We start from the raw sequence: 16,834 nt of genomic DNA, 5'->3' as shown, positions 1-16,834 counted from the left end.
CCATGTTCCTCGCCGAACAACCCGGGCGGATCCATTCGCCCGATCTGCAGGTCACTTCTGTGCTCGACCAGGCCCGTGCCTACGAGGGCGTATCACCCTACCTCGACGCGGCGGCGGCCCGAACCCTGATAGCAGGCGACGTGACGAGGTCCAGAGCCCTCCGCCCTGCACTGAACAACCCCTACCTGACCCAGTCCAGCGAGCCACAAGACAGCGGCGTCGCCGACCTGGCATCGCTATACGTGATGCATGGCCAGGAATAGCGTCTATCACCCTCACCGCAGCAAGGAGGCAACGAGCCATGAGTACATTCGCGCTCATCCACGGCGCCGGCGTCGGCGGAGGCTGGTTTTGGCACCTCGTAGAAGCCGAACTCCGATCCCTCGGACACACCACTGTCGCCCCCACACTGTGGACCGGCGACGATACGGCGACCTTAGACGACTACGCCGACACCGTCGTCAACACAATCGACACACAGGATGAGCTCTTCGTTGTTGCGCATTCGTTCGGCGGGTTCACCGCACCCCTGGTCGCCGAACGTCTCCCCACCGCCGGACTCATCTACGTCACCGCCATGATCCCCCGGCCCGGCGAACCGCCGGCCGATTGGTGGAGCAACACCGGACACCCGGAGGCTGTTCGAATCCAAGCCGCCAAAGACGGTGGCCTCACCGGCTCCTCCAACCCATACGTTGGCTACTTCCACGACGTGCCCAAGCATCTGGCCGACCAGGTGTCGAGTAGGGAACCGCCCCCGCCCTCCAACTCCGCCTACTACGAGCCCTGGCCCCTCGACACCTATCCGACCACGCCAACGCGATACATCCTCTGCACCGAGGACCGGCTCTTCCCCGCAGCCTTCCAGCGCCAACTTGTACGTGAGCGACTCGGAATCACCCCCGACGAGATCGCGAGCGGCCACTGCCCCGCCCTCAGCCACCCCACAGAGCTCGCAGCAATGCTCAACACGTTCACACCAGCCCGCAACGAAGCGTCCGGCATCGGCTGACCATGCTTGCTCGGACCACCCCGCCACGAAGGGCCGACAGAACGCCGCCACTTGGCGCTGACAGTTGCACTCACGCGGGCCGCACCTGCACGGTCACCGCCGCTACCGACCGAGTACCAAGCCGCAAACGAGGAGCAGATCCCTGACCAAGCACGGCCGTCCAACGCCGTGAACGCCTCGACCGAGCGAACAGCATCCGGGGCGCCGGCCTATGCCAAGAAGGAAGACCCACATGTCCACTGACAACACACACCACCTTGATGGGCCGTTGTCTCGACACAACGTTCATGGCGGCGACGGGGACCTTGACAGCAAGTATTCTTGCGTTCGGGTCGGCGAGCCCGGCAGACTCGGCTGCACCCACGCAGGGCCCACCAGCAGAGTCGCGCTGAAGGCCAACGGCGTACTCGAGAACATCGAGGTCGACCATCGCACCTCGCTGCTGGACCTGCTGCGCGAGCGGCTCGACCTCACCGGCACCAAGAAGGGGTGCGACGCGGGCGCCTGTGGTGCCTGCACGGTGCTGGTCAACGGCGACCGCGTCAACGCCTGCCTCACCCTGGCGGTTCGGCTGCAGGACGCCGAGATCACAACCGTGGAGGGCTTGGCCACGGCCGACGATGATCTCCATCCGCTGCAGCAGGCGTTCATCGACCACGACGCCTTCCAGTGTGGCTACTGCACACCTGGGCAGATCATGTCCGGCATCGGCTGCATCGAGGAAGGGCACGCAGGCTCCGCCGAGGAGATCCGCGAGTGGATGAGCGGCAACATCTGCCGCTGCGGCTGCTACGTGAATATCGTGCGCGCGGTCGAGCAGACCGCGCGCGGGAAATGAGGCCGGGCGACCATGTATCCCTTCGACTTCACCAAGGTCTCCGACACCCAAGGTGCACTCGCGGCCGGCCGGCGCGGCGGCCGGTACATCGCCGGCGGCACCACCCTGGTCGACCTGATGCGCGAAACCGTCGAACGCCCCGAGACGCTGGTCGACATCAGCGCGCTGCCGCTGCGCGAGGTCACCGTCACCGAGCGCGGGGGCCTGCGCATCGGTGCGCTGGTGCGGATGGCCGAGGCCGCCGCCCACCCCAAGGTTCGCGCCCTCTACCCGGTCATCTCCCAGGCACTGGAACTGAGCGCGTCCGCCCAGTTGCGCAACATGGCCACCATCGGCGGCAACATCATGCAGCGCACCCGGTGTACGTACTTCCGCGACGTGACCGCGGCCTGCAACAAGCGAGAGCCTGGCTCCGGGTGCGCCGCGTTGGAGGGCTTCAACCGCACCCACGCGATCCTGGGCGCCTCGGACCAGTGCGTGGCCACGCACCCCTCCGACGTCGCCGTGGCCTTCGCGGCGCTGGAGGCGAGGGTGCACCTGCTAGGCCCGGACGGGGCACGCAGCGTCGCCTTCGGGGACTTTCTGCTGCGGCCGGGCAGCACCCCGAACCGTGAACAGGCCCTGCGGCAGGGCGAGTTGATCACTTCGGTGGAGATCCCTGCCCATCCGCGTCCGCTGAAGTCGGGCTACCTCAAGGTACGCGACCGGCAGTCTTATGAGTTCGCTCTCACCTCCGCGGCCGTCGCCCTGCACCTCCGCGGCGGTGTGATCCACGAGGCGAAGGTCGCCGCTGGAGGCGTGGGCACCGTGCCGTGGAAGCTGCCCGCGGTAGAGCGGCACCTCATTGGCGAACGCCCCTCGCAAGCGCTGTGGACACAGGCCGCGGAACGAGCGGCGCACGGAGCCCGCCCCCTGGAGCACAACCGCTTCAAGATCGAGCTCCTCAAACGCACCGTCGAACGCCAGCTGCGCATCGTAGGAGATACCCCGTGAGTCCGCAGCCGCAAGAAGCCGTCGGGGCGCCGCTCTCCCGGGTGGACGGCCGTCTGAAGGTCACCGGCAAGGCGCTGTACGCCGTCGACCACACCGTCGACCACGACATCGACGCGGCCGTGTACGCGGTCGTCATCGGCAGCAGCATCGGCCGAGGCCGCACGACCGGCATCGACACCCGCGCGGCGCTCGCCCAGCCCGGCGTACTGAAGGTGATCAGCCACCTCAACGCTCCCACGCTGCCCTACCAGCGCAACCCGCTCCCGCTCAACCCGCCGGGCGAGCGACTGCAGGTCTTCCAGGACGACAAGGTCCTCTTCCACGGGCAGCCGGTCGCCGTCGTGGTCGCCACCACGCTGGAGGCCGCCCAGCACGCCGCCGGTCTGGTGAAGGTGACCTACGACGCCCAGCAGCCCTCGACCGACATGACCGACGCGCCGACCGGCGAGCCCCAGCCCCAGACCTACGTACGGGGCGACGCGGACAAAGCGCTGGACTCTGCCGCCGTACACATGGAGATGACCTACCGGGCCGCCCGCAACCACCACAACGCGATGGAGCCGCACGCCACCATCGCCCGCTGGGACGGCGACAAGCTGACCGTCTGGGACAAGACCCAGTGGGTGTTCGGCACGCAGATGGAACTCGCCACGGTGTTCGGTATGGCGGTGGAGTCGGTGCGCGTCATCTCGCCGTTCGTCGGCGGCGGGTTCGGCAGCGGGCTGCGGACCTGGCCGCACGTCATCATCGCGGCCCTGGCCGCTCGCGAGACCAGGCGCCCGGTCAAACTCGCCCTGACGCGCAGGCAGTTGTACTTCGGGACGGGCTTCAGGCCTGCCTATGAGTACACGGTGCGCCTGGGCAGCGACCGGCGCGGGCGCCTGACCGCGATGGTTCACGACGTGCGCGCCGAAACGTCGAGATACGAGACGTTCATGGAGTCCGTCCTCAGCCCCGGGCAGATGCTGTACAGCATGCCCAACGTCCGCCAGGCATACCGGACGGTGCCACTGGACGTGAACACCCCGCTGTACATGCGCGGCCCCGGATACACCACCGCCTGCTACGTTATCGAGTCGGCGATGGACGAACTCGCCCACAAACTGGGCATCGACCCGATCGAGTTGCGGCTGCGCAACGAACCCGACGCCGACGAGTCCAGCGGGCTGCCGTTCTCCACCCGCAAGCTGCGCGAATGCTACGCCGTCGGCGCCCGTGAGTTCGGCTGGAACCGGCGCAACCCCAAGCCGCGCGCCACCCGTGACGGCGACTGGCTGATCGGCACCGGCATGGCCGCCGGCGTCTACGACACCGCCCGCCACGACGCCCAGGCGTCGGTCAGGCTGGACGCCGACGGCACCGCGCTGGTCCAGTCCGCGGCCGGCGACATGGGCCCGGGCACCTACACCTCCCAGACCCAACTCGCCGCCGACGCCCTCGGCCTGACGATGCGCGACGTGACGTTCCGCCTCGGCGACTCCCTCATGCCACCGGCCCCGGCGCACGGCGGCTCCTGGACCATGGCCAGCGTCGGATCGGCCGTCCAGGACGGCTGCGACAAGCTGCGGCAGCAAGCCATCGAACTCGCCGTCGCCGACGAGAAATCGCCGCTGCACGGCGTCGACCCCGGCACTGTCGTGGTCCGCGCGGGCCGGCTGCAGGTCAAAGACAACCCCGCACGCGGCGAGACCTACCAGCAACTCTTGACCCGCAACAAACGCACCCATCTCCAAACACTCGGATCCTTCACCCGGCCCACAGGGCCGCAACGCTTCTCCCTGTACGCCTACGGCGCGACGTTCGCCGAGGTCGCCGTCGACACCCGACTGGGTCTGGTGCGGGTGCGGCGGATGCTCGGCGTGTACGACGCGGGCCGCATCATCAACCCCAAACTCGCCGACAGCCAAGCCCTGGGCGGCATGGTCGGCGGTATCGGCCAGGCCCTGCTGGAGCACACGATCACCGACCACCGCGACGGCCGCATCGTCAACGCCAACCTCGCCGACTACCTCGTCCCCGTCAACGCCGACATCCCCGGCCTGCGGGCGATCTACCTCGACGGCGACGACCGCAAGGCCGACCCCATCGGCGTCAAGGGCCTGGGAGAGCTCGTGCAGATCGGCGCGGCGCCCGCCATCGCCAACGCGGTCTTCCACGCCACCGGCCGCCGCGTCCGCGAACTGCCCATCACCGTCGAGGCCCTGCTCTGAGCACAAGGGCGCCCCTCTGACCGTCCGGCGGCAGACCGCGCGGCCCGCCGCCGGACACCAGCGCCAGCGCCGTGTCACCTCCCCCTCGACGACACCGCAACCGCCCGCTCACGCGGAGAGCTCACCATGCTGAACATCGCAGACACGCTGCACACCTGGTGCCGCCAGAGCCGCCCCATCGCCCTCGCCATCGTCGTCCACGTCAGCGGGCAGCGCACCCCTGCCGCCCGGCACCGCACTCGCCATCAACACCGACGGCACGGCGGTCGGCAGCATCTCCGGAGGCTGCGTGGAAGGAGCCGTGTCTACGTTGTGTGACCTGTCCTTCGCGTTGTTCGGACACGCGCACAGCGTGTGGTCCCCGAATGGTCCCCAGGCACCAGTGCTGCTCCAGCGCGTCACGTCAGGCGCGGCCACTCCCAGGGTCAGTGGATGTGGGAGCCGCCATTGACGTCGTAGGTGGCGCCGGTGATGTAGCCGGACTCCGCCCGGCACAGGTACGCGACGAGGTCGGCGACGTCTTCGACCTTGCCCAGTCGTCCCATGGGCGTCCCCGCCAGGAGCCGCGCCTTGTGCTCGTCGTCCAGGGCGCCGGCGGTGATGTCGGTGTCGATGAGGCCGGGTGCGACGGCGTTGACGGTCACGCCGGCCGGTCCGAGCTCGCGGGCCAGGGCCCTGGCGAAGCCGAGCTGGGCGGCCTTGGCGGCGGAGTAGGCCACGCCGCCGAAGACGCCGCCGCCGCGTTCGGCCGAAACCGACGACAGGAAGACGATCCGGCCGAAGCCGCGCTCGGCCATGCCTGGGGCGACGCGGCGGGTGACGTTGTAGGCGCCGCGTACGTTGACGGCGAAGACGCCATCCCATTCCGTGCCGGTGACCTGCAGGAACGGGATCGGTGAGGTGATGCCGGCGTTATTGACGAGGGCTCCGGCGGGAGGCGCTGAGGCGTCGAGGTGGGCCATCGCGGCTTCGACGGAGGTCTCGTCGGTGATGTCGCAGCCGAGGCCGAACGCCTGCACGCCGTGGCGGTGGGCGACCTGGTCGGCGGTTTCCTTGGCGCCGGCTTCGTCCAAGTCGAGGATGGCAAGGTTCCAGCCGGTGGCGGCGAGGGCGTGTGCGGTGGCGCGGCCGATGCCACGCCTGGAGCCCGCGCCGGTGACGATGGCGGTCAGATCGGAGATGGACATGAGCGTTCCCCCGAGGGATCAGGGACGGGCCAGTTCGGCCCGGATCGTGGCGATGATGGCGTCGGTCGACAGCCCGTAGCGGTCGTGCAGGGTGGGCAGGGCGCCCGCGGCCAGGAACGCGTCGGGCAGAGCGATCGGAACGACGCGCGCGCCCACGCCGGCGAAGGCGAGAGTGGAGGCGACGGATTCGGCGAGCCCGCCGACGACGCTGTGATTCTCCAGGGTGACGACGAGGCGGTTCGTACAAGCCGCGCGCAGGACGGCCTCGGTGTCCAAGGGCTTGATGGTCGGCACGTGGAGCACTGCCGCGTCGACGTGGTCGGCCTCCAGCCGGGAGGCGGCCTGCAGGGCGCGCATGGTCATCAGCCCGGTGGAGATGAGCACGACGTCCCGGCCGGTGCGCAGCTCGGCGGCCTTGCCGAGCTCGAAGCGGTAGTCGTACTCGTCGAGGATCCTGGGCACGGCCCCGCGCAGGAGCCGCAGGTAGGTGGGGCCTGGGGTGGCGGCGAGCGCGGGCACGGCCTGTTCGATGTCCACGGCGTCGCACGGGTCCACGATGGTGAGGCCGGGGCAGCCGCGCAGGATGGCCAGGTCCTCGGTGGCCTGGTGGCTGGGCCCGTAGCCGGTGGTGAGCCCGGGCAGGGCGCCGACGACGTTGACGTTGAGCCCGGGTTCGGCGATGTCCAGGCAGAGGAAGTCGTAGGCGCGGCGGGTGGCGAACACCGAATACGTGGAGGCGAACGGGACCAGCCCCACCTCGGCCAACCCGGCGGCGGCGCCGAGCATCGCCTGCTCGGCCATGCCCATCTGGAAGAACCGCCCGGGGTGTGCGTCGCGGAAGACATGCATGTCGGTGTATTTGGCCAGGTCGGCCGACAACCCGACGATCTCCGGGCGCTGCTCGGCCAGGCGGGCCAGCGCGTGGCCGAAGGGAGCTGATGTGGTGCGCTGGCCGGGGTCGGCGAACGAGGCGATCATCGCCGACGTGGTCAGCCTCTTGGCCATGGTCATCGGTGCGAGCCCTCCTGGAGCTGGTCGCGGGCGATCTGCCACTCGTGCTCTTCCACGCGCATGAAGTGCGCTTTGTCGCGGTTCTCCAGCAGCCGAACCCCCCGTCCGATGCGGGTGTCGCAGATCAGCACCGAGGGCGAGCCGCGATGCGCGCGCAATTGGTCGAAGGCGGCCAGCAGCGCGGGGATGTCGTTGCCGTCGACCCGCAGCGCGTGCCAGCCGAAGGCCCGCCACTTGTCGGCCACCGGCTCGGTCCGCAGCACGCCCGCGGTGGCCCCGTCCGCCTGCAGCCCGTTGACGTCGACAATCGCCGTCACGTTGTCGAGGCCGTGGTGCGCGCAGGCCAGCGCGGCCTCCCAGGTGGAGCCCTCGTCGAGCTCCCCGTCGGACAGCAGGTTGAACACGAGGGCAGGGTTGCCGGTGTGGCGCAGGCCGAGCCCCATGCCGGCGGCCACCGCGAGGCCGTGGCCCAGCGAGCCTCCGGAGATCTCCATGCCGGGGGTGTAGGACGCCATCCCCGACATCGGCAGCCGCGAGTCGTCGGCGCCGTACGTCCGAAGTTCCTCGACGGGGATGACGCCGTACTCGGCGAGCGCGGCGTACAGCGCGATGGCGTAGTGGCCGATCGACAGCAGGAAACGGTCCCGGCCCGGCCAGTGCGGGTCGTCCGGCCGGAAGCGCAGCCGGCTGCCGTACACGACGGCGAGGATGTCGGCGACGCCCAGTGCCTGGCCGATGTACCCCTGGCCCTGGACTTCGGCCATGTCCAGCGCGTACCCCCGGATCCGGTGCGCGGACCCTCGCAGCCCGTCGACCCGCTCCTTGGTCATCGACGTCACTGTGCCGCTCCCCTTTCGTAGGTGATCGTTTCCGTGCGCGACGCTTGCTCGAGCGCCGCCACCCTTTCGCGTTCGTTCCGCCCCCAGGTTTCCTGCGTGATCAGCGCGGCGAGCAGGCCGAGCAGCCCGTAGCCGCTCAGCAGCGCGGCGGGCCCGATCCAGCCGAACGACGCGTACAGGGCCGTGGCCAGCAGCGGAGTGAACCCGGAGACGACGGCTGAGAGCTGGTAGGCCAGCGATGCCCCGGTGGTGCGGGTCTTGGTCGCGAACAGCTCCGAGAACCACGCCCCCTGCACCCCGGCCAGCGAGTTCTGGCAGACCGCGTAGCTGACGACGAACGCGACCACAATCCAGGCCGCAGTCCCCGTATTGACCATCAGGAACAGCGGGAAGCCCCAGAGCAGCGTGATCGCGGTGCCCAGCAGATAGACCGGGCGGCGCCCTACCTGGTCCGTCAGCGCGCCCCAGGCCGTAGTGGCGGCTATGCCGAGCGCGGCCGCGAGCATCAGCCCGGTCAGGCTGACCGACCTGTCCGCCAGCTTCTCGCTCGCCAGGTACGACAGCATGAAGGTCACGGTGACGGCGTAGCCGGCGGTCTCGGTGATGCGCAGGCTGAAGGCGCGCAGCACGGTGCGCCAGTCGTCCCGCAGCACCTCCAGCAGCGGATTCTTGGCGATCTCGCCTTCTTCCTTCAACTCCTCGAACTCCGGCGACTCCTCGATCTTGAGCCGGATGACGATGCCTACCACGATCAGCACGACGCTGAGCAGGAACGGCACCCGCCACGCCCATTGCTCGCCGAGTGGCACGCTCACCAGGAAGGCCAGGTTGGCCAGCAGCAGCCCGACCGGGAAGCCCGCCTGGGTGATGCCGGTGTAGAGGCCGCGCCGGCGCCACGGCGCGTGCTCGAAGGACATGAGGATCGCGCCGCCCCACTCGGCGCCGAAGGCCAGCCCTTGCACCACCCGCACGGCGACCAGCAGGATCCCCGCCCAGACCCCTACTTGCTGGTACGTCGGCAGCGCCCCGATGAGCACCGTCGCGATGCCCATCAACAGCAGGGAGCCGACCAGCACGGGCTTGCGCCCGATCTTGTCACCGAGGTAGCCGCCGACGATCCCGCCGAGCGGCCGCACCGCGAACCCGATCCCCAAGGTCGCGAAGGACAGCAAGGTGCCCGACAGCGGATCGCTCGCCGGGAAGAAGACCTGGTTGAAGTACAGGGCGGCGGCCGTGCCGAAGCCGATGAAGTCGTACGTCTCGATGGTCGCGCCGACCGAGGTGCCGAGGGCGACCTTCTTCCTCTCCGGTGTACCGGCGACCGGATGCCATGGGGTGACCTTCGCGTCAGCCATCTCAGTGCTCCTGGGGGTGAGAGGAAGGCCGGAGCCGGTTCCTCACCGGGGCTATCTGCCGACTGTTAACAGTCAGCAATTGAGAGCGTGACCGGCATCACCCACTCCTGTCAAGAGCAGGATCGATCGGACTGTTGACAGTCGCCACTTGTCGCGACGCCGGACTACGATGGGGATCGCCACCCACAGAAGGAGAGTGCGTGACCAGCGTCGAACCTCTGCCCAGCCTGGACCGCAGCACCCTGCGTGAACGCGCGCTGCAGGCCCTGCGGTCGGCGATCACCTCCGGGCAATACCGGCCGGGTGACCATCTCGGGGAGGTCGAACTCGCCGCCCGTCTGGGCATCAGCAGAGGAACCGTCCGCGAGGCCCTGCGCCATCTGCAGCAGGAAGGACTCGTCACTCCCGGACGCCGCGGCATGCTCCGCGTCAACACCCTGTCCGCCAAGGAGATCAAAGGGCTCTACCAGGTGCGGGCCGCCCTCGAAGGACTGGCCGTGGCGACCGTCATCAACTCCCCTCACCGCGACACCGCCGTGAAGACCCTGCGCTCGGCCCTGACCCGGCTGTCCGACCACGACGCCGACTTCCCCCAGCGCGTGGCCGCCGACCTCGGATTCCACCTGCTGCTGTGCGAGCTCGCCGACAACCCGATGCTGGTTGAGAGCTGGCAGCACCTGGAAGGGCGCATCCGGGTCGCGATCATGAGCCACGACGCCGCCCAGCTGCCCGAGATGATGTCCCACGACCGGCACGCACCGATCGTCGACGCGATCGAGAGCGGCGACGTGTCCGCCGCGGTCACGGTCGTCGAAGACCACATGGCCGCGGCCGCCGAACTCTACGCGGGCGTGTGAGCACGACGACCGCGGAGACGCAGCGCCTGTTCACGGAAGACGGGCCCACTCCCGCCTCGACGTCATCGCGTTCGCCACGTGGGATGGCGGAGCTGTCATGGAGTCACTGGGCGCCGTAGAGGTCTGCGGCGGCTGCCATGTGCTCCCGCACCACTTGCACGGCGGCGGTCACGTCAGCCGCCTCGATCGCGTCGACGATCGGTGCGTGTCGGGTGTGCGACATGATGCGGGGCAGCTGGGCGGCGTCGTGGCTCATGATCGCGACCCGGATGCGCCCTTCCAGGTGCTGCCAGCTCTCAACCAGCATCGGGTTGTCGGCGAGCTCGCACAGCAGCAAGTGGAACCCGAGGTCGGCCTCCACCCGCTGGGCGAAGTCGGCTTGGCTGTCCGACATGACCGCCAGAGCTTCCCGCAGGGTTGCGATCGCCTGCAGCCGGTTCGGAGACTCGATGATCGTGGCCACGGCCAGGCCTTCCAGGGCGGCCCGTACCTCGTACAGGCCCCGGATCTCCCGGGGGCTGAGCTCGTTCACACGGAGCATCCCGCGCTGCCCGGCGCTGACGAGTCCCTCCTGTTCCAGGTGGCGCAGCGCCTCTCGGACGGTTCCTCTGCTGATGCCGAGCCCGGTGGCCAGTTCGACCTCCCCGAGATGATCGCCCGGACGGTACTGCCCTAACAGTCAACTGCAATATTCCTCAACTCCGGCGTTCTGGACAGTGAGGGCACCACGATGACCCCCGGCGAAGACTGGCGATCCTGGAAACGTCGCCGACAACCTCCTGGGCCGTCATTGATCACTCGCCTGGCAACTCGCCGGGCGCTGCAGTGGCGTCGTCGTGGCCTCAGGGGCAAAGCACGCGGATCCAATGGCGGCACCGGCTGGATGGCGGCACCGGCTGGGCAGCCGGTCAGGCCGGGCGACCGGCGGTGCCGAGGGTGCGATAGCGCTTGAGGCGGGCGGCGAGGCGCTCGGCGGGGTCGGCCCGCAGCACCTGGAGGAGTTGGCGTTCGAGTTCGCGCCCCGCCCGCCGGCAGAACTCCTGCGACTCGTCGGCGGCGTCGGCATGCTCGGGGATGATCCGGTCGGCGATGCCGTTGGCGAGCAGGTCGGCGGACCGGACGCCCTGCTCCGCCGCCGTCTGAGGAGCGTGCCGCGTGTCGCGGTGGACGATGGCGCTCGCGCCCTCCGGAGGCAGCGGGGAGAGCCAGCCGTGCTGCGCGACGAGCACCCGGTCACACGGGATGAGCGCGAGGGCGCCTCCGCCGCTGCCCTGCCCGAGCAGCAAGGAGAGCGTCGGCGCTTCGAGGGTGACCAGTTCGGCCAGGCAGCGGGCGATCTCCCCGGCCATCCCGCCCTCCTCCGCCTCGCTGGACAGGGCCGCGCCCGGAGTGTCGATGACGGTGACAAGCGGCAGGTTGAGCTCGTGTGCCAGTCGCATGCCGCGGCGCGCCTCGCGGAGCGCGGCCGGTCCCATCGGGCTCGTGTCCGTCTGGCCTCGCCGGTCCTGGCCGAGCAGCACGCACGGCGCGTTGCCGAAGCGGGCCAGCGCCAGCAGCAGGCCGGAGTCCTTCTCCCCCGCGCCGGTTCCGTATAGCGGCAGCACGTCCGTTGCGGCGTACCGGAGCAGTTGCCGGACGCCGGGCCGGTCGGGCCGCCGGGAGATGGTGATCGATTCCCAGGCGGGCACGTCGGGCAAGGGCTCCTCCAGCGGGTCCGCGGCCTCGGGCGGGCTGTCCGCACGCGGGAGCAGGATGCGCAGCGCGCGGTCCGTGACGTCGGCCAGTGCCTCGGGCGGCAGCACGGCGTCGATGAGGCCGTGCCGGTACAGGTTCTCCGCGACCTGGACGCCTTCCGGGAACGGCTCACCGTACAGGGCCTGGTAGACGCGCGGGCCGAGGAAGCCGATCCGCGCGCCCGGCTCGGCGACCGTGATGTGACCGAGCGAGCCCCATGAGGCGAACACGCCGCCGAAGGTCGGGTTCCGCAGATAGACCAAGTACGGCAGGCCCGCGGCCTTGTGGTGCACGATCGCCGCGGAGATCTTCACCATCTGCAGGAACGCAACCGTACCCTCCTGCATCCTGGTGCCGCCGGAGATCGGCGCCGCCAGCAGCGGAAGCCGCTCCCTGGTGGCCCGCTCGACCGCGGCCACCAGGCGTTCCGCTGTGGCGACCCCGATGGATCCGGCGAGGAAGCCGAACTCGCAGGCGATCACCGCGACGCGGCGGCCGCGAAGCCGGCCCGCTCCGGTGATCACGGCCTCGTCCAGGCCGGTCTGCTCGCGCGCTGCTGCGACGTCGGGATCGGTCGCCGGGCCGAGCGGCTGGTCCCAGCATTCGAAGCCGTCGACCGCAAGCTCGATCAGCTCGCGCGCGGTCAGCCGGGTCACGTGCCCTCCAGCCAGGATCGGATCGCCTGCTCGTCGGCGTTGAGCAAGGGCGGGGCGGCATGGTCGGCGCGGGTGGTCTCCCGCTCTCCGTCCGGCCCGGCTGCCTCGAAGAACCGCAACGGCGGCCCCGGCAGCGCAACCGTCCCGAGGCGAGGGTGCTCGACCTCGATGAGCAGCCCCTGCGCGCGGGTCTGCTCCCACGCGTACACCTCGTCCAGGCCGCGTACGCGGCCCGCGGGCACGCCGATCTCGGCAAGCCGCGCCAGCAGCTCATCGCCATCGAAACCGGCGAAAACCTCCTCGATCCGCGCCACCAGCGCCGGCCCGGCCGCCACCCGCTCGGCGTTCACCGCCATCCCCGGCTCCTGCGGATCGAGCCCGAATCCGGCGCAGAACCGCTGCCACAGGCTCTCGCTCCCCACTGCGATCTGCACCGCGCCGTCCCGGCAGCGGAACAGCCCGTACGGCGCGATCGACGGATGATGGTTGCCCTGCGCGCGACCGACCTCGCCGGCGACGGTCCACCGGGTGCCCTGGAAGGCGTGCACGCCGACGACGCTCGCGAGCAAGGACGTTCGCACGACTTTGCCCCGTCCTGTCCGTTCCCGCTCCAGCAGCGCGGACACGACGCCGAACGCGCCATACATACCGGCCAGCAGGTCGCCGATCGGCACCCCCACCCGCTGCGGATCATCAGGCCCGGACCCGGTCAGCGACATCAGGCCCGCTTCGCCCTGCGCGATCTGGTCGTAACCGGCCCTGTCCGCCTCCGGCCCGTCGTGCCCGAACCCAGTGATCGAGAGCATCACCAGCCGCGGGTTCAGCTCGAGCAGCCGGGCGGTGGTCAACCCGAGCCGGTCGAGGACGCCGGTGCGGAAGTTCTCCAGCAGCACGTCCGCCTTGCGGACCAGCGCCTCCAGAGTCGCCCGGCCGTCCTCGCCCTTCAGGTCCAGCGCGATCGACTGCTTGTTGCGATTGCAGGACAGGAAGTACGTCGATTCGCCCGCCACGAACGGCGGTCCCCAGCCGCGCGTGTCGTCGCCGGTGCCGGGCGACTCCACCTTGATCACCCGAGCCCCGAGATCGCCCAGCATCATCCCCGCATGCGGCCCGGCGAGCGCCCTGGTGAGATCGACGACGACGTATCCCGCCAGCGGCCCTGCGCTCATGCCAGCCACCCGGGCAGGACCAGAGCGGCCCAGGACAGCACGGGCGCAACCACGACGATGGTCATGCCCCAGGCCATCAGGCGTTTGAACACCTCGTCGCGGACCGTTATGTCGGAGTTGGCGACGACGAGCGCGCCGTTGGTGGAGAACGGGCTGCAGTCGACCACCGAGGACGAGATCGCCAGGGCCGCGATCAGTCCGATCGCGCTGACCTGCCCCGTCTGAAGGAACGGCACGGCGAGAGGGATAAGCGCGCCGAGGATCCCCGTCGTGGAGGCGAACGCGGACACCACCGCGCCGATCAGGCAGATCAGGAACGCGGCCAGCAGCGGCGTGCCGACGTGCGCGACGCCGTCGCCCAGCCATTTCACCGTGCCCTGATCCTCCAGCAGCGAGACGTAGGTGACGATGCCGCCGATGAGAAGCACGGTGCCCCAACTGATCTTGTCGACCGCGCCCCGAGCGGCGGAGGGGAAGATCAGGGTGAGCGTGACCGCCACGGCCAGCGCGAGGAAGCCGACGTCCAGCCCGAAAGCCAGGGCTCCCACCCCGAGGGCGAGCAGGCCGGCCAGCGTGAGCGCACGGGGCGCGTCGAGCCTGGAAAGGTCGTCATCGCCCGTTCCCCCGTGACCAGAGCCGCGGCGCGGCTCACGCCCCGCGCCGGCCGACCCCGCGCCGGCCTCCGCGAGCACCATGGCCTCGGTCTCGGCCGCTTCGCGCCCGCGCCGGAGCAGCTCCCGGCCGCCGAGGAAAGCGAAGGCGATCAGGCTGATCAGCGCGCACGCGCCCATCGCGCTGAGGAACAGGATGGCCGGGCTGCTCGCAAGCCCGCTCTTGCTGACCACGCCTGTGGTGATCGCGCCGAAGATGCCGATCGGTGAGAAGCTTCCGCCTGTAGCGCCCTGGACCACCAGCACGCCCATCAGCACGGGATTGATCCGGTACCGGGTCGCGAAACCCATCGCCACCGGTGCCACGAGGGCCACGGCCGCCGGGCTGGCTGCGCCGATCGCGGTGATCGCTGCGCACACCAAGAACATCACCCACGGCACCAGGGCGACGCGGCCGCGGACCGCGACGATCGACTTGTGCACGATCCAGTCGACGGTGCCGTTGTTCTTGGCGAGCGCGAACAGGTACGTGACCCCGACCAGGATGACGAACAGGTTCGCCGGGAAGCCGCCGAGCACGTCGGCCACTTCCACGCCGAACACGGTGGTGCCCACGACGAACGCGGCCACCAGGGCCAGCGCACCCATGTTGATGGATCTGACACCGGCTACCACGAACACCAGCACCAGCACGACCAGTGCGACGACTTCGGATGACACCGGGACCTCCTCTGTTGGGTGACTGCCCGGTTACGATCCCATTTCCGGATTGGCCTAGCCTCTGCTCCACCAGGCCTCATTGTCAATACACTGTTTCCGTGACCAAGAAGCGTCAGCAGACCACCGCCACACCTGGTCGCCTTCAGCGTCCGCGGTTGTACGAGCAACTCGCCGACCACATCGCGAGCTTCATCGAAGCCCAGGGGCTCTCCCCAGGGGACCGGCTGCCTCCAGAACGCCTGCTGGCCGCCGAGCTCGGCGTCAGCCGTGCGACCCTGAGCCGTGCCCTGGTGGCGCTCGAGGTCCAGGGCCGGGTGGAGGTGCAGCACGGCAACGGCGCCGTGGTGCTCCCACCCACTTCACAGGATGCGGATCCGGAGCTGCCGCCAGTGCTGGAGGGCCGCGACGCGGTCGAGATCGCCCAGGCGCGCGCGGCCGTGATGGCGGGGCTCGCCCGCGGCGCGGCCGCCCACCCCGACCGAAGCCTGCGCCTGGCCCTGCTGGGTCCGGACGGCCGGCCCGTCGAGTTCGCCGACGTCTGGCAGCACGTACGCCGGCTCGCCGGTCCTGGCCTGCTGGCCGACCTCGACGATCTCCTGTCGAGCGCCATGCCGCGTGAAGACGGAACCGTCGTCTCGACCAGCCGGCTGCATTCGCTCGCCCACGCCGTGGTCGCCGGCGACGGCGATGCCGCCGCAACCGCCTGCGCACACCTTTTCGAAGCCGACGATGACCACCAGCAGGCCGGCCGGCCGCCGACACCCGTGGCGCCCGGCTAGGGCACCTTTGGCGCCCTAGCCGCACGCCACCGCGTGGGTGCATTTCCCCGACGACGGCTGCGTCGTGCCAGGGCACATCTATCGACGCGGATGTTCAGCCGTAGGCGCGGTCCGGGGCGACCTCGGCGAACGACGGCCACGGCACGGACCTTCCGGCGCCGGGCGCGCCGGCAGGGTCCGGATCGATGGCTGACATAGGTCTCTCCTCCACGACGTCGACTGCCCGCCGCACCGACGGACAGCGCCGCGAGTATCCGACGTCACACCCGCCCGGACAACGCTGATGTCCGTTCAACGGGCATCGACGTGCGAGTGAGCCTCGCGCCTATTCCCCGGAGGAGCGCGTCCTGATGGGCGGAGGTCCGTTCGGCGGCGTCGAGATCGACGCATGAGCCACCTCCGGAGTGACCGCGAAGGAGCGCCGTGAAGGCATCTGCATGTGGTTCAAGTCCCTCAGTGGTCCAATGGCTCGGGCAACGAGCCGTCGGCGACGTGGGCGAGGGTGATCTCGGTGAGCAGGGCTTGCTCGTGGTCGCGTAAGGCGCTCCACACGTCCGCCAGCGGCCTGGCCACGCCCGGGTATCCGCCGTGGTCGCTCCCCTCGGGTACGCCTTCGACCACGGTGATGATGTCAGCCAGCGTGATCTCGGCGGCGGGACGGGCCAGCCAGTAACCACCCTCGGGGCCGCGCTGGCTGTGCAGGAGACCGGCGCGGCGGAGCTGGAGCAGGATGTTGTCGAGGAACTTGCGGGGAATCCCCTGAGCTGCTGCGATCTTGTCGGCCGGCACAGGCCCTGGCGGCGCCGCGGCGAGTTCGGCGGCGGCGCGCAGGGCGTATTGAGTTCGGGCGGAGATCCGCATGC

16 protein-coding genes and 2 pseudogenes are annotated in these 16,834 nt (G+C 69.9%); 8 read left to right on the top strand and 10 right to left on the bottom strand.

The features are described 5' to 3' along the window. Window positions 1–2: 2 nt before the first annotated feature. From Q9G87_RS42200 to Q9G87_RS42175, 6 genes and pseudogenes are all read left to right on the top strand, one after another. On the top strand, window positions 3–263 hold the full coding sequence (locus Q9G87_RS42200; RefSeq protein ID WP_305922220.1) for a hypothetical protein: 261 nt from the start codon (window positions 3–5) through the stop codon (window positions 261–263). Between the two features lie 38 nt (window positions 264–301). Then, window positions 302–1,012 (top strand): alpha/beta hydrolase, encoded by a 711-nt coding sequence (locus Q9G87_RS42195; protein ID WP_305922219.1) that lies wholly within the window; start codon window positions 302–304, stop codon window positions 1,010–1,012. A gap of 232 nt (window positions 1,013–1,244) precedes the next feature. After that, window positions 1,245–1,850 carry a (2Fe-2S)-binding protein gene (locus Q9G87_RS42190; protein ID WP_305922218.1) on the top strand — a complete coding sequence of 202 codons (606 nt, stop codon included), beginning with the start codon at window positions 1,245–1,247 and terminating at the stop codon, window positions 1,848–1,850. Window positions 1,851–1,862: 12 nt separating this feature from the next. After that, window positions 1,863–2,843 carry an FAD binding domain-containing protein gene (locus Q9G87_RS42185; RefSeq protein ID WP_305922217.1) on the top strand — a complete coding sequence of 327 codons (981 nt, stop codon included), beginning with the start codon at window positions 1,863–1,865 and terminating at the stop codon, window positions 2,841–2,843. After that, complete coding sequence (locus Q9G87_RS42180) at window positions 2,840–5,053, top strand: xanthine dehydrogenase family protein molybdopterin-binding subunit (RefSeq protein ID WP_305922216.1); 2,214 nt, start codon at window positions 2,840–2,842, stop codon at window positions 5,051–5,053. The genes Q9G87_RS42185 and Q9G87_RS42180 overlap by 4 nt, the downstream gene beginning before the upstream one ends. 217 nt (window positions 5,054–5,270) lie before the next feature. Further along, a pseudogene (locus tag Q9G87_RS42175) lies at window positions 5,271–5,504 on the top strand (XdhC family protein); the annotation flags it as partial. Here Q9G87_RS42175 and Q9G87_RS42170 read toward each other — a convergent pair. From Q9G87_RS42170 to Q9G87_RS42155, 4 genes are read right to left on the bottom strand one after another with little or no spacing between them, the layout of a single operon-like run. Beyond that, entirely contained in the window at window positions 5,479–6,240 is a 762-nt protein-coding gene (locus tag Q9G87_RS42170; protein WP_305922215.1) for an SDR family NAD(P)-dependent oxidoreductase, read from the bottom strand. The pseudogene Q9G87_RS42175 and the gene Q9G87_RS42170 overlap by 26 nt on opposite strands. A gap of 18 nt (window positions 6,241–6,258) precedes the next feature. Beyond that, window positions 6,259–7,251, bottom strand: a complete 993-nt coding sequence (locus tag Q9G87_RS42165) for a transketolase family protein (protein ID WP_305922214.1) — start codon at window positions 7,249–7,251, stop codon at window positions 6,259–6,261. Further along, the gene (locus Q9G87_RS42160) at window positions 7,248–8,081 is read right to left on the bottom strand and encodes a transketolase (RefSeq protein WP_305922213.1); all 834 of its coding nucleotides are present in this window, start codon (window positions 8,079–8,081) and stop codon (window positions 7,248–7,250) included. The genes Q9G87_RS42165 and Q9G87_RS42160 overlap by 4 nt, the downstream gene beginning before the upstream one ends. Before the next feature lie 5 nt (window positions 8,082–8,086). Further along, the gene (locus tag Q9G87_RS42155) at window positions 8,087–9,445 is read right to left on the bottom strand and encodes an MFS transporter (protein WP_305922212.1); all 1,359 of its coding nucleotides are present in this window, start codon (window positions 9,443–9,445) and stop codon (window positions 8,087–8,089) included. A gap of 200 nt (window positions 9,446–9,645) precedes the next feature. On the opposite strand from Q9G87_RS42155, the gene Q9G87_RS42150 reads away from it, so the two are divergent. Further along, window positions 9,646–10,302: a GntR family transcriptional regulator gene (locus Q9G87_RS42150; RefSeq protein ID WP_305922211.1), complete on the top strand. Its 657-nt coding sequence runs from the start codon at window positions 9,646–9,648 to the stop codon at window positions 10,300–10,302. A 103-nt stretch (window positions 10,303–10,405) separates the two neighbouring features. On the opposite strand, the gene Q9G87_RS42145 is transcribed toward Q9G87_RS42150, so the two are convergent. From Q9G87_RS42145 to Q9G87_RS42130, 5 genes and pseudogenes are all read right to left on the bottom strand, one after another. Next, window positions 10,406–10,834 (bottom strand): GntR family transcriptional regulator, encoded by a 429-nt coding sequence (locus Q9G87_RS42145; protein WP_305922210.1) that lies wholly within the window; start codon window positions 10,832–10,834, stop codon window positions 10,406–10,408. A 21-nt stretch (window positions 10,835–10,855) separates the two neighbouring features. Continuing rightward, window positions 10,856–10,981: pseudogene (locus tag Q9G87_RS60950) on the bottom strand (GntR family transcriptional regulator); the annotation flags it as partial. Window positions 10,982–11,210: 229 nt separating this feature from the next. Continuing rightward, on the bottom strand, window positions 11,211–12,692 hold the full coding sequence (locus tag Q9G87_RS42140; RefSeq protein WP_305922209.1) for a carboxyl transferase domain-containing protein: 1,482 nt from the start codon (window positions 12,690–12,692) through the stop codon (window positions 11,211–11,213). Then, window positions 12,689–13,861 (bottom strand): CaiB/BaiF CoA transferase family protein, encoded by a 1,173-nt coding sequence (locus Q9G87_RS42135; protein WP_305922208.1) that lies wholly within the window; start codon window positions 13,859–13,861, stop codon window positions 12,689–12,691. The genes Q9G87_RS42140 and Q9G87_RS42135 overlap by 4 nt, the downstream gene beginning before the upstream one ends. Beyond that, window positions 13,858–15,192: an SLC13 family permease gene (locus Q9G87_RS42130; RefSeq protein WP_305922207.1), complete on the bottom strand. Its 1,335-nt coding sequence runs from the start codon at window positions 15,190–15,192 to the stop codon at window positions 13,858–13,860. The genes Q9G87_RS42135 and Q9G87_RS42130 overlap by 4 nt, the downstream gene beginning before the upstream one ends. A gap of 98 nt (window positions 15,193–15,290) precedes the next feature. Between Q9G87_RS42130 and Q9G87_RS42125 the strand changes: the two genes are divergently transcribed. Next, window positions 15,291–15,971, top strand: coding sequence for a FadR/GntR family transcriptional regulator (locus Q9G87_RS42125; RefSeq protein ID WP_305922206.1), 681 nt, complete (start codon window positions 15,291–15,293; stop codon window positions 15,969–15,971). Window positions 15,972–16,424: 453 nt separating this feature from the next. Here the strand turns inward: Q9G87_RS42125 and Q9G87_RS42120 are convergent, their stop codons facing one another. Beyond that, window positions 16,425–16,832 carry an RrF2 family transcriptional regulator gene (locus Q9G87_RS42120; RefSeq protein WP_305922205.1) on the bottom strand — a complete coding sequence of 136 codons (408 nt, stop codon included), beginning with the start codon at window positions 16,830–16,832 and terminating at the stop codon, window positions 16,425–16,427. Window positions 16,833–16,834 lie beyond the last annotated feature (2 nt).

It is taken from the genome of Nonomuraea turcica (assembly GCF_030718205.1).
Taxonomy (GTDB): domain Bacteria; phylum Actinomycetota; class Actinomycetes; order Streptosporangiales; family Streptosporangiaceae; genus Nonomuraea.
Note: the sequence above shows the minus strand (reverse complement) of the source record. Positions and strands in the feature narration are given on the sequence as shown.